The sequence below is a fragment of the Pantoea phytostimulans genome (assembly GCF_046118715.1).
GTDB classification, from domain to species: domain Bacteria; phylum Pseudomonadota; class Gammaproteobacteria; order Enterobacterales; family Enterobacteriaceae; genus Pantoea; species Pantoea phytostimulans.
On sequence record NZ_CP173698.1, the window covers coordinates 219,982 to 231,717 of the forward strand.

The 11,736-nt window shown below is 45.1% G+C and carries 11 protein-coding genes; 6 read left to right on the forward strand and 5 right to left on the reverse strand.

Features of this window, described 5'->3' with window-relative positions; translation table 11 throughout:
- The first annotated feature begins 71 nt into the window (after nucleotides 1-71).
- The 6 genes from ACF2G4_RS01020 (at nucleotide 72) to ACF2G4_RS01045 (ending at nucleotide 5,101) form a co-directional block, all read left to right on the forward strand.
- Entirely contained in the window at nucleotides 72-1,064 is a 993-nt protein-coding gene (locus ACF2G4_RS01020; RefSeq protein ID WP_409075350.1) for a hypothetical protein, read from the forward strand.
- A gap of 1,380 nt (nucleotides 1,065-2,444) precedes the next feature.
- Complete coding sequence (locus ACF2G4_RS01025; protein WP_409075351.1) at nucleotides 2,445-2,798, forward strand: hypothetical protein; 354 nt, start codon at nucleotides 2,445-2,447, stop codon at nucleotides 2,796-2,798.
- A 205-nt stretch (nucleotides 2,799-3,003) separates the two neighbouring features.
- Nucleotides 3,004-3,471, forward strand: a complete 468-nt coding sequence (gene radC / locus ACF2G4_RS01030) for a RadC family protein (protein ID WP_409075352.1) — start codon at nucleotides 3,004-3,006, stop codon at nucleotides 3,469-3,471.
- Between the two features lie 11 nt (nucleotides 3,472-3,482).
- The gene (locus tag ACF2G4_RS01035) at nucleotides 3,483-3,800 is read left to right on the forward strand and encodes a type IV toxin-antitoxin system YeeU family antitoxin (RefSeq protein ID WP_409075353.1); all 318 of its coding nucleotides are present in this window, start codon (nucleotides 3,483-3,485) and stop codon (nucleotides 3,798-3,800) included.
- Nucleotides 3,801-3,822: 22 nt separating this feature from the next.
- On the forward strand, nucleotides 3,823-4,152 hold the full coding sequence (locus ACF2G4_RS01040; RefSeq protein WP_409075354.1) for a TA system toxin CbtA family protein: 330 nt from the start codon (nucleotides 3,823-3,825) through the stop codon (nucleotides 4,150-4,152).
- A gap of 115 nt (nucleotides 4,153-4,267) precedes the next feature.
- Nucleotides 4,268-5,101: a DUF4942 domain-containing protein gene (locus ACF2G4_RS01045; RefSeq protein WP_409075355.1), complete on the forward strand. Its 834-nt coding sequence runs from the start codon at nucleotides 4,268-4,270 to the stop codon at nucleotides 5,099-5,101.
- Nucleotides 5,102-5,507: 406 nt separating this feature from the next.
- Here the strand turns inward: ACF2G4_RS01045 and ACF2G4_RS01050 are convergent, their stop codons facing one another.
- Genes ACF2G4_RS01050 through ACF2G4_RS01070 form a run of 5 tightly spaced genes read right to left on the reverse strand, consistent with a single transcriptional unit; the run spans nucleotide 5,508 to nucleotide 11,678 of the window.
- Nucleotides 5,508-6,473: a hypothetical protein gene (locus ACF2G4_RS01050; protein ID WP_409075356.1), complete on the reverse strand. Its 966-nt coding sequence runs from the start codon at nucleotides 6,471-6,473 to the stop codon at nucleotides 5,508-5,510.
- A complete protein-coding gene (locus ACF2G4_RS01055) occupies nucleotides 6,464-7,270 on the reverse strand; it encodes a hypothetical protein (protein ID WP_409075357.1) in 807 nt (268 codons plus the stop codon). Before ACF2G4_RS01055 ends, ACF2G4_RS01050 begins: the two co-directional genes overlap by 10 nt.
- Before the next feature lie 57 nt (nucleotides 7,271-7,327).
- The gene (locus tag ACF2G4_RS01060) at nucleotides 7,328-8,401 is read right to left on the reverse strand and encodes a patatin-like phospholipase family protein (RefSeq protein WP_409075358.1); all 1,074 of its coding nucleotides are present in this window, start codon (nucleotides 8,399-8,401) and stop codon (nucleotides 7,328-7,330) included.
- On the reverse strand, nucleotides 8,398-9,303 hold the full coding sequence (locus ACF2G4_RS01065) for a diguanylate cyclase regulator RdcB family protein (protein WP_409075923.1): 906 nt from the start codon (nucleotides 9,301-9,303) through the stop codon (nucleotides 8,398-8,400). The genes ACF2G4_RS01060 and ACF2G4_RS01065 overlap by 4 nt, the downstream gene beginning before the upstream one ends.
- Nucleotides 9,300-11,678 carry a dynamin family protein gene (locus tag ACF2G4_RS01070; RefSeq protein ID WP_409075359.1) on the reverse strand — a complete coding sequence of 793 codons (2,379 nt, stop codon included), beginning with the start codon at nucleotides 11,676-11,678 and terminating at the stop codon, nucleotides 9,300-9,302. The genes ACF2G4_RS01065 and ACF2G4_RS01070 overlap by 4 nt, the downstream gene beginning before the upstream one ends.
- Nucleotides 11,679-11,736: the final 58 nt, after the last annotated feature.

The following is an 11,736-nucleotide window of genomic DNA, read 5'->3' on the forward strand; positions in this document are numbered from 1 at the left end:
CTTGAGATGACGCTTGTTAAGCATTAACTTGTATGTTTGTTTATCTTTAACTTGTATGTTTTGGAGTAATTATGTTCGAAGAGGACTTGAAGTTAATCAGTATTGGTAAAGCTGATTTGACTTTACCACCTGAGAATGCTGACTTTGAAGAGAAACTATATCATTCATTCAGTATTTTAATGTCTAAGTATTTATTATCATGCCTCTTAGATAGGGGGATTAATTTGCCGCCAGCCAAAATTGTTCAAAGGGTAATCTCATCAGGAAAACCATATTTGACTTTAACTAACATTAAGGCGGAAGTATCTAGGGAGTTTAAATTTAAAGAGGGGTTTTACAATAGAGTAATGAGCTCCCATAAAATAAAATTAAAGAAAAACTCAAGTTTAGCTGTCATAAAAGTGTCTTTATCTTTAAATCACGAGACAGATCAACACCCGCAAATTTATTGTGATAACCTTCGTAATTCGCTTGGTTTATTTTTTAATAAATTGCGAGGCAGGGTTGCTCTAAATAGAGTTCATGGTTACTTTTGGGTTATGTTAAAAAAAGAAAATAGTAATTTACCGTTTATACATGTGTGTTTTTATATAGACCATGCTGTTTTTAATTCAAAGGTTGGGGCTGAAATTCAAGACTTATGGATGGGCTGTACTAACAGTCAAGGGGAAGTGAGGCATTTTACTTTCAATGAGTTTTATGGAAATTACAGTTTAATGAATGATGCTGGCAACGGTGGGGGATATAAGAGCTTAGTGAGGATGAAAGATGTACCGAATGAGAGGGTATTTGCTATTTTAAGTGATTACTCTGAGTCTTATTCAAATGACTTATGTAAGTTGGAGGTGGATGTTGGCGAAAAAAAATTTAGTAAATACGTTTATGCGCTTGCAAGTGAAATTTACATATATTCAAAAGGCATGCAGGGGTTTTACGAAACAATAGATGAGATTATGCAATGTTATGGAAAACCACGCATGGATAAAAATGGAAAACTAAGTTCAGATAAGAAAAAAATCAGGCGGGTTAGAGCGTTTGGCTTATCAATTAGCAAATCAAAGTAATTCATCCAAGTTTCCATTGTCTCGTAATTTTTATGAATTAAAAAAATTTATAAATATATATAATCATTGAGAGGTGCTGTGGTGGGTTTTTAGATTAAAGATTCGGGGGGCTAGCCAGTACATTCGACACTATTTCTCTAAGCTTTCTTTTTTTGTAATTCTGTTTACACCGGATCAATGGTAGCATAATGTTCTGTTTTTAAATTATCGGCCACTTTGTGCTCGTTATTTCCTTTCATTGAATATGCGTATTCTTCATGCGGCTAAAACCTTAAGTCGGTGTCTAATAGTGTTTTTTAAAATAATTATCATTAAGCTTTTGGCTTAGTGAAGTCTATTACTAAGTTGAAGGTGTTAATAATCAATAAGTCCATCTAGGAAAGTTAATTATTATGTCTGCGGAATATAGAAAATACGATTGTATGGCCGCAAGGCTTGCGCTCATTATCAGCCGGTTGTTTATGTGGGAAAAACTATCAGCTCAAGCACTGTCGCAGGAGTTTATGGTGTCGGACTAATGCTCGGGCGGGAATTTATGGAGCGGCTGAGCTGCCTATCATTGGATTATCGGCAGGGGACTTGGTCCTAGTCGATCCTTGATGAAGGGATGCGTACTGATAGGGATATATTGCACTTTGCCCGCATTACCAGTCCGGACCAGCTATTTCCTCTCATGGACAGGAGACTTATTTCAGTGCTCACGGATACCAGCATTGAGTCCCTATTTATTGTCTGTCAGGTGCCAATGGAGCGCAAACCCATTAATCCGGGAAGCCTCAGGCGCATCACGCAAGCCATTGTGGACAAGTCGCTATTAGATATCACATCCGTAGGGCAACTATACCGGTGGTTTGCTCCATACCGACTAGTTCTCTTTGGTACTGCTGGTATCTGGTGGGGGAACATGATCACCAGATTCAGGTGTGCATGCTGAGCGACATCTCCAGCGTGTCACTTACTCAGCAAAAGTTTCTGCGCAGGCGCAGCATTGATGAGCGGCATCGCCGATGCTGACTTCATTAATTTACTTACCCATTTTCAATACGTCAGGAATGTGCTGACGGGTATTGCTCCATCTCGCTCTGCCTGAGCGAGATGGAGCCACATATGACATCATCCTGAGGCGCTAGGTATTTATTAATCCTAGGTCTTATATGGCTGATTCCCGGAGGCGTTTTGTTCCATACCGCGCTTAAGCCTGACCATGACGCACGGTTAGACCGTAGCACCCGCACAGAAGCTGCGGGACTCGCACTGCTAAGGCCGCTGGTCATTTGCATCATGGTGCTATATGGCATTGCACAACGGGTTATACGATTTATCAAAAATTCTTTCAATTGAGCGGTTTATTGCCGCATTCTCACCATAATGAGGTTTAAAATGAAATATAAAGTGCTGCTTGTGCTGGCTATTCTTCTGCTGTGCGCCTGTGAGGATGAAGAGCCTGAAATACGGATTGAAACGCAGAATCGTGTAAATCAGTTTTTAAATCTTCCATTTGTTAGCATAAGTGTGTCCGCGTTGGTCGATGATATTGAAATTGAAAACATTGTCGTAAACCGGGGTAACTGCAGGATGGAAAATCAGCGCTTCAAGGGGCTGAATAACGGAATGACGAAATTACCTAAACGCCTAAAATATGGTGAGGTGGTAACATTAGACTTCTCTGGGCCCTGTAAAGCCTCTCAGGTGGAGGTGGTGACCAGCAAGGGGAGCTGGTCACAGTCTTATTAGTAACCGGATCCATTCCTGCCTTTCACTCTGTACACCAGAAGGATGTGTTAATACTGCGTATTAACAGCCGTTATAAACCTCCCATCCGTAAGGTTTCCCTCCTTAAGGGATTTTAACCATATTATTCACTTCCACTATTTTAAAAAACATCCCACCAGACAGGGCAGGCTGCAATTAGCCTGCTTTTTTTATTGAAAGGAAAAAAATGGAAAATATCGCACTACCTCTTCCACTTACATCGCAGCGCACGATAAAACGCGCCCTGACGCTGCTTGAAAAGCATCTAAGTGAACCGGGCGTGGCGTTTACATCAACCCCCTTTTCACGTGACTGGATCCGCCTGCAGTTGGCCAGTCAGGAGCGTGAGCTGTTTATGGTGCTATTGCTCGATAACCAGAACCGGCTGCTTGCACATGAGACGCTGTTTTACGGCACGATAAGCAGCACGGTGGTTTATCCACGCGAAGTGGTCAAAGCGGCGCTGCGGCATAACGCTGCAGCCGTAATCCTTGCCCACAACCATCCATCCGGTTTTGCTGAACCCAGTGATGCAGACAGGAATATCACTGCACGTCTGAAACAGGCATTGACGCTGGTAGAGGTGCGACTGTTGGATCATCTCGTCGTCGGTAGCAAAGAGATCGTGTCGTTTGCTGAACGCAGCTGGCTCTAGCGGGGGATGTGATGAACAACAAGGAATGGGGGCTGAAGTGCAACATCACACCGCGCTTCGGTGCGAGGTTAGTGCAGGAAGGCAACCGGTTGCACTACCTGGCCGACAGATCCGGAATAACCGGTGAACTCAGCGAAGAGCAAATTGACCGTCTCAATCAGTCGTTCCCGCCAATGATCGGCATGCTGGAACATCTGCTGACCACCGGCGAACTCAATCCCAGCCAGCAGCATTGCGTCACGATTTATCACAACGGGCTGACCTGTGAAGCCGATACCCTCGGTTCACACGGCTACGTCTATATCGCGATTTACCCGACACCTCAGTAAAACTTACTAACGGAAGACCACTATGCCAACCTCAGCAATTCATCCGGGGCGGGCGGCATCGTGCTGCCTGTCACCCGTAGCGCACTGGCGAACACTGCTTGTCTACCTGCTGGAAAAGCACTTCGGACTGGAGTTAACCGATACGCCGTTTTGCAGCGAGTCAGTCATCCTACAACACATTGAGGCAGGTGTTACCCTGCCCGATGCCATCAATTTCCTGGTGGAAAAATATGAACTGGTGCGCATTGATACCAGGAGTGATGCCTATTCTAAGCCAGAAATCTTTCTGACCGCCGCCGATATTCTGAAAGCAAGTCACGCTACCGGATTAACACAGCGCAATCTCAGTTAAACCCTGCGTACCGCTTCCCGAATTTACCTTTCTGTCATCCTCTCCTTATATCTGACAACGCATAATGCCCCTGCCATCACCGGCAGGGGCATTTGCTTTTATGGGATTTTTTTCAATGCAAACAGAACCTGAAGTGATTACCGAACATACTGAGCTGATGAACTCCACCAGCATTGAGCGCATCGTCACCGGACATGATGCAGCGCTAGTACAGATTGAACAGTTGATTAAGCAACTCAGTACCATTTCCCAACTGACAACAGGAATCGGTGGCGGCAACGCTTCCGACTGGGCGATGAAGTCAGAGCATCGCTATGACTGCTGGCTGATGGAAAAACCAGAGAAAGCGATGCCAGTGATCACCCACAACATTGACCGCAGCCTGTGGCGCGGCCTGATGTTGAAATCCGGCATGCTTTCACTGATGGATGCGCAGGCCCGTGAGCAGTGGCAACAAAACCTGGAGGAGGGGGATCTTCCGGCCATCAATGAAGCTAATATTCTCAGCACTTTTCAACAGTTGCATCAGAGTAAGGCTGAAGTGTTTGAGCGCGGCATCATCAATGTTTTTAAAGGGCTGTCATGGGATTACAAAACTAACAGTCCGTGCTTCTTCGGTAAGAAAATTATCATTAACAACCTTGTGACGCACAACCGCTGGGGCTACAGCCTGACGTGGGGATTTCGTCGTGATCAGCTTACGGATCTGGAACGCATGCTGTTTTTACTGGATGGCAAAGCGATATCCGATAATCGCGGTGATATCTCTATTCGCTTGATGGATCATATCCGCGATAATCCAGGCAAGGATGTTTACGACGATGCGTACTTCACTATCCGCTACTTTCAAAAGGGTACTGCGCATCTTACATTCAAACGCCCTGAGTTAGTGGAGAAGATGAACGACATTATTTCTAAGCATTATCCGGGAATGTTGGCGTCAAGGTAGCGTGCCATTACAATAAGCGCTGTTCTGGCTTAGGCTTGTTATGTACAACCTAAGCCAGAACAGTTAATAAAACAATTTGTTGGTTTAGTTATTATTATAAATTTACCGGGTAATATTTTATCTTTTTAATCAATATGTTAAGCTTTAATTACTAAAAGCGCCAAATTCAAACTAAGAGACATCAATCGACGTCTTTTTCATGCCTGAAATTCAATAGAATGAAGTCGTCGGAGTACAACTCACCTCACGACACTGAATTCCACCAACATCACCCACTCTAAGTATTAATAATGCCGGCATTTACTTTTTCGATTCGTAGATAAATGAAAACGTTTTTCAAACGATTTATACTCTGATGTGAATTTTTCAAAAGCCAGCACTAACATGCTGGCTTTCATCTTATTTTCTATGCCGCCAGTAACAGAATGTCATCGCTTTCCGCATTGATTACTTTAGTCAGTTCAGGTCGTTTCTGCACTAATATCAACAGGTTTGTCTGATACTCAATACCTGAAATGCGCTCTTTTCGATAGTTGAGGAATGAACGTATGCTTCCAGCATTCTGTTGAGTCAGTGCATTTATTGTCTCTGGCGATGAAGTTAATATCTCAACGATAGTTTGATTAATTTCCAGCCAGTCGCTCTGCATTTTTTGCATTGTCTCTATGGCATATATTGGCGCCTCGATTTTTTGCTGAATATAGCTCAGGCACATTCCGAGATGCATAAAGCGTTCCTGAAGAAGAAATAGTTCAGGCAATGAAGTGAAAAAATCCGGGTTGTTGGCAGAACGAGCGCAATTTTTTAAAATCAGGCTGGTAAATTCGTATTGCTCGTTGAAAGGACGTATCAGTGTTTTAAGCTGCTCGTAGTCATTCATCTCAACAAATTGTCGGGCCGTGGTGATTACAGCATTAAAGCGGGCGGTCTGCTGGAATGAGGCCTTCTCTTGGGCATCTAAGGCTAATGAAAGCAGCGTGTCGAGCTTCTGAGTATGTGTAATCAGAATGGATTCGATACCATTAAGTTTTTTACATACGATGGCGAAGCCAGCAGCTGAAACGGCTAGGTTAAGTCCGGAAAGTGCAATATTGGCATATTGGAGATTTTGTAATGTCCCGAGAGAATTTTGCAGGGTGGCAATGCCCCCATGAATATTTGAAAGTGAAGATTTTAGCTTTTCAATACTCTCTGCAGCCTGCTGTGCCTTACCCGGGAATTTCAAATGCGCAACAATAGTTCCCGCTTTGTCATTCCCTTTTGTAACACGAATAACACCACCACAAATATCATAAATTCCGGTCTTGAGTCCTTCCAAGATTTCTGGAGATTGTTCAAATGTGCGGTAAAGAACATCTGGAATTACAGGCATTTTTTTAGCTCCTGGCAAAATTTTTCAGTTTCCTGCCTGATATAGGTTTGACGGATACAGGCAATACGTATCACTGCTGGAAGGGTGATGCGAAAGGCGGGACCTGTAAGATCGTATGTAACCCAGGCAGCGGATATGACTGCTGCGATTGGGTTCATCATCACAGGAGCGCGGGTCGCAATCACTTTTCCAATCAGGGGCATTCCAAATTTTGCTGCCACATTAAGTGCCGGAACCATCGCCAAGTTGACCAGACGGGAAAGCGTATAGGGTCCGCAAGAGGAGTAAAGCCATGAGACTAAATCAGCTGTCTTTCCCTTTTTCAATAATTGCTCAAGTTGCTGGTTATCAAATTTACAATCATGCGCACTAAATAACGCCTCGATTTCTTCCTTACTCTTTCCCTTAAACGAGCTGATCAGAATTTGTTTGATAATTAACTCTTCAATATCGCAGGCTGAGGCATTTTTAGGGACTTTCACCCCCATTTTTTTTGCGACATCCATGGCGACGACAAGGTAAGAAGGTTGAGATGTTGAACGGAATACATTAACCACGGTGTTTCCGCCAAACGCACAAATTTCACGCGCTAAGTCCGTGCTGATGATGTGAAGTGCTCTTCGTCTCTGGTGTGCCAAGATATTTTTCTTGCTGTTTTCAGTCAATGCCAGACGACCTTTGCCTGAGTCAGTAATGATATCAGCCAGTTCAGAAAGTTGTGCAGTGGAAGCATAACGCAACAACTTATCAAGTGAGAGCGTCTTATTAATCAGTGGAGTAGATTGTTTTGAACTCACTTTACTCTTCTCCCTAAAATGAGGTTACGTGATACTTCAGGTTTTTTTAAATTGACCTTATTTAAGCCGCGCCATGGAGTTCTGGAGTTGAGCACTGCTATGGGCATTATGTGACTCGCTGTTTTCAAGCGTCGAGACAGATGTATTTAATGCCTGGCGCGCCTGTAATGGAGCTTTAATACGCTCCATTACGGCAAACGTGTCCCGATACCCCTGGCCAATCCATGAGTCGATGTTTTCAGCTGTGAATCCAAGCAGGTCCTTCATTCCTCCAAATACACCTTCGTTGCGACGGAGTGAGCTTTGTGGCCGAATTTCCAGGATTGTGGTGTCTGGAAAATGATGGCGATCCCATAACGAGCCGTCGCTTAAATGCGTGACGATCACCATATTACAACCGGTAGCAACTAGCGGGGTAACAGGCGTATTACCCTGCAGGGTTGCCCATCCACCCATCCCGCCATCACTGTAGCGCTTGCCGTTAATGTCGCGAGATTGAAACAACAGTGGCAGTGCTGCTGAAGCTAGTAACGCTTCTCTTTGTATGGCTTGAGGCAAGGTCTGGATATGTTGGAACTCCGAATCTTGCGTCTTGCCTACGCCAAATTCAGCCAGTGCGCACTTTATAATGTCGGACAAGCCTCCTTCAGTGGGATAGAGCGAAGTATATAACGGCGTTCCGCTGGCTAATGCATCGGGATCCAAAAACCGGTTCATCAATTCTATTAGCGGTTGGTCAGATAAAAGAGATTCATCTTCCTGCAAAGCTGACAATGATCTCATTCCCAGACCACTCATCAGCGCGCCTATCAATGTTCCGGATTTACTGAGAAATGGCGAAAGTCCCATTGAGAGACCAAATTGCGTCAGTAATCGCAGATAAGCCGATTTATTAACTTTAAGCACCTCGTTAGTGCCCAGATGGTGCCATATTTCACCCATCCGGGCAGCGCCCTGTTCCAGCGAAGAGGAGGAGGAAAGAATGGCGCCATTTAGTGCGCCGATACTGGCGCCTGCAATGCTGTGAACTTCCGTACCTGACTCTGCAAGCGCCCTGACAACCCCAACCTGATAAGCGCCAATGGCACCGCCACCGGACAGCACCAGACCCACTTTCATTGTTTGATTCATTTCAAATCCCCACTAAACACTTCGTCGACCATTGTGTCTGCAATGCGTTCGGCTGAACAAATTCGTGGCATCCTCATAGGCAGCGTTTCATAGGATTGAGTGACTGCCCAGCTAACCGGGTGACTTTCTTCCTTACACCAGTCAGCCATCCAGTTAATGATCGCGGGCCAGGCCGTGTCTTGTACTGCGCCAGCCTGCCAAGCCAACCAGTTTCGGACGTCGTGGCGCACATTGGATTTTGTCCCGTAATCCAGAGCCATCTGGGTCAGTGCCCTGTTTTTCAACATCTCAATAAACTGCTCCGCCTGTTTTGTTTCAGCCTGTCGGATAACGTCGCCAAAAGCCCCCCAGCGCAACTCTTCGAGTGCCACGTAGCAACGTCCGGCAAGTGGAAGCGCGGCGTAACGTCCAGCACTCCAGTTAGAGAAAACACGATCAAAGTGCAACTGACCCTGCTGAATGCTATCGACCCGCTGGAGTTGTTCCTCCAGTTTGCCAACGCGTTGGTTAACGTGACTGGCAAGCTCACGCAACTGTTCACGCGTGTCGGCCGAGTATTCCGCAATTTTCGCCGTATTCTGCATCAACGCATTGACGCGTTCGTTTACTCGCGACACGGCTAAATTGGTGCCTGCCAGAGATGACGTCAGTTCGGTGAGCCAAGTAAGGGAAGCCTGCATTCCATCATTTAAAGAAGCGTTTATCGCCTGTTGCCTGACAGATGATCGTCCACTCAAGCCCTCCTTAATTCGTTGAAAGAAAGATCGGTTTTGCGAACTGCGCAAGTGATCGTTTACAACATCGATACCGTTAGCAAAATCGACAACGAATTTTTCAGGAATACACTCGAGTACCTGGCAGGCTTCAATCTCAGGAAAAATTTCTTTGAAAAGTGTCATCAGAGCAGCGTCTCCAGTTCTTCTTTAAGCGCTTTACTGTCTCGGATCATCTCCGGCGTCAGCTTTTGCAATTCAAGTAAACGTTCTGTGAGCTCTTCCTGCTGTTGCTTGTTACTTTTGTGATCCTCTGTACTTTGGATCAAGGTATTACGGAGTTGCTCAACTTTACTTTTGAATTGCTGGAAGAACAGGCTAATCTCAGCAACGATTGGGTCGTTGATTTGTTCTTTTATATGTTTATTGAGCTGTTCGAAATGTTCGTGGGTCTGAACTTCCACTGCTGATTTTATTTTATTGATATCAACCACTGATTTGACAACGTCCACGCTGTAATCTTCCCAACCCCAGTCGCTGGTACCAAACCATTTGCATACGGATCCCCACACACCATTGGAGCGTCGAGATCGCGTCTCTTTAAACGATTTTTCTTCAAGCAGAGTGGTCATACGAGTTCTGACAGATAGGGGAGACTGCAGGTTTTTAACCTGCGGGAACGAGATCTTAATTGAGAAGCCTCCCTCTTCCAGGCGTGAATTGATCTGATTAGCAATATTGTCTATCGCTGTCAGCGCGTTACCGTGGAAACTCTCTTCTATTCCGGCAACAATATCTGTCAGGGTCGGCTTTATATGACCCTCGATTTGATCCAGAAGTGACATCACTGAATCTTCAATTTTGGCCACAAATGCTTCAGCGTCACGACGTTCAGTAAATGTCACAATTGGGCTATTGGGATCGAAATCGCGCGCTTGTGTTATGAAATTGCTTGTCCATCCTTTGAAAAATCCTCCCCATAAGCTTTCAGTGACTTTAGGCAGTGAAGATTCAAGTGCTTCTTCTTCCATGCGTTTACCTTCACGGAAGTAATGTTCGATTTCTCCGTCCAGTTTTTCCTGAACCTGCGTCATTAATGCTTCTGATTCCTGATTAACCCGCAGCATGGAAGCTTTGACTTCTTGATCTACCGATTTCTGACAGCGACTGACACTTTCGATATCGTTAAGCAAATCATTAATTTGCTGCTGCAATGTATCAATACTCGCTCTGAGTCCTTGATGGCGTACAGAGAGATATTCGTTAGCGTTTTCCGCATTTTGTACCAGTTTTGATGCAGCAGAATCCACGGCTAAGGCAGCGGCTTTAGCATGTGCTGCCTGAATGACTTCAGCGATCAACTTATCAAACAATGAGTGGCGCCAGATCTTTTCGGCACGATTCAGGCTCTGAACTTTATCCTGCAGGTCGCTTTCATCCCACATTTGTCCATAAGCCAGTTGAGCAAAGTCATTCACCCATTCTTCACTGATTGGTAGTGAATCAGAATAGCTAAGGACGTTTCGGGCCCGGTTGGCGAGGTATGCATGGCGGGAAGATCCTGGATAAACCTGCTCTGCAGTCAGAAGATCGCCATCGAGCATTGCCGGAACGTTTTGCTTAACCGTCGCGGCGTCATCGCTGTTACGATCTTTCTGATCAAACTTGTTCACCAGAATAAACAGGCGCCCGGCAGTCACTTCAGCGATAGCATTGAGTTCTTTACGCACATCCTGGTCGGCCAGAGAATTTAACTGGGTGTAATCGAGTACGGCCAGAACAGCGGAAGCTTTCTGCAGTTGATCGCGCATCATTGCCTGCAAATGTGGCTGACCTGCTTCGTTTGGCCCTGGGGTATCCAGCAAGGTTAACGTACCCTGGCTATCATCCAAACTGGTCAGGTGGCTAAATTCCACCTCAATAACCGGAAGTTCATGGAATTCGTCGTAGGCATCAAAAGGGAATTCGACTTCAAGTTCGCTGGCAAGGCGCACAAGGTCGTTAAGATGGGTCAGACAGGAGAAAATTTCTTCCTCACCATGATAGGTATCTTTCAACCATTCAACATTGTGAGTGATTGCCAGTAATTTTTTCTTCTCACTGTCTTTTTCCAACTGACGAACAAGATGTTTACCTTCTGATGTGCTGATTTTCTTACTCAAACTAATCAGAAGGTTATGCAGTGCGTCAGTATTGTTCAGCTGTAAATCCGGGATAAGCTTGCCTGGCACATGGCGAATCAGTGTCGGTATCGACGTCATTGGACGATTACGGTTGGGCAGAATTTCTTTGCCAACAATTGCATTAATGGTGGTGGATTTTCCCGCTTTCATGGTGCCGACGACGGCAAGCACGATCTCCTTACGGACGATTTTTAACCGCTCACCCTCAAGTTCTTCAACTCTTTTCTCAGCTTTATGCCGGGCAAATAACTGCCCTTGGTCATATCGCTGGTTATCGGCTAATACTTTCGGTTCATTAATCATCTTGTGCAGCAATTCAATATTCAGCTGTAATAGCCTGCCAGCTTCATCACAGAGCAAAACAATGTTGTTCTCGTGCATGATCATCCTTATTAACATGTAGAAAGTACCGTCCCTGACGCCTGGCATTGGTGTAAAC

Bases quoted from the DNA above. Each gene is read 5' to 3' on its own strand.
- ACF2G4_RS01020 (WP_409075350.1), top strand. From the start codon at position 72: ATGTTCGAAGAGGACTTGAAGTTAATCAGTATTGGTAAAGCTGATTTG.
- ACF2G4_RS01025 (WP_409075351.1), top strand. From the start codon at position 2,445: ATGAAATATAAAGTGCTGCTTGTGCTGGCTATTCTTCTGCTGTGCGCC.
- radC (WP_409075352.1), top strand. From the start codon at position 3,004: ATGGAAAATATCGCACTACCTCTTCCACTTACATCGCAGCGCACGATA.
- ACF2G4_RS01035 (WP_409075353.1), top strand. From the start codon at position 3,483: ATGAACAACAAGGAATGGGGGCTGAAGTGCAACATCACACCGCGCTTC.
- ACF2G4_RS01040 (WP_409075354.1), top strand. From the start codon at position 3,823: ATGCCAACCTCAGCAATTCATCCGGGGCGGGCGGCATCGTGCTGCCTG.
- ACF2G4_RS01045 (WP_409075355.1), top strand. From the start codon at position 4,268: ATGCAAACAGAACCTGAAGTGATTACCGAACATACTGAGCTGATGAAC.
- ACF2G4_RS01050 (WP_409075356.1), bottom strand. From the start codon at position 6,473: ATGCCTGTAATTCCAGATGTTCTTTACCGCACATTTGAACAATCTCCA.
- ACF2G4_RS01060 (WP_409075358.1), bottom strand. From the start codon at position 8,401: ATGAATCAAACAATGAAAGTGGGTCTGGTGCTGTCCGGTGGCGGTGCC.
- ACF2G4_RS01070 (WP_409075359.1), bottom strand. From the start codon at position 11,678: ATGCACGAGAACAACATTGTTTTGCTCTGTGATGAAGCTGGCAGGCTA.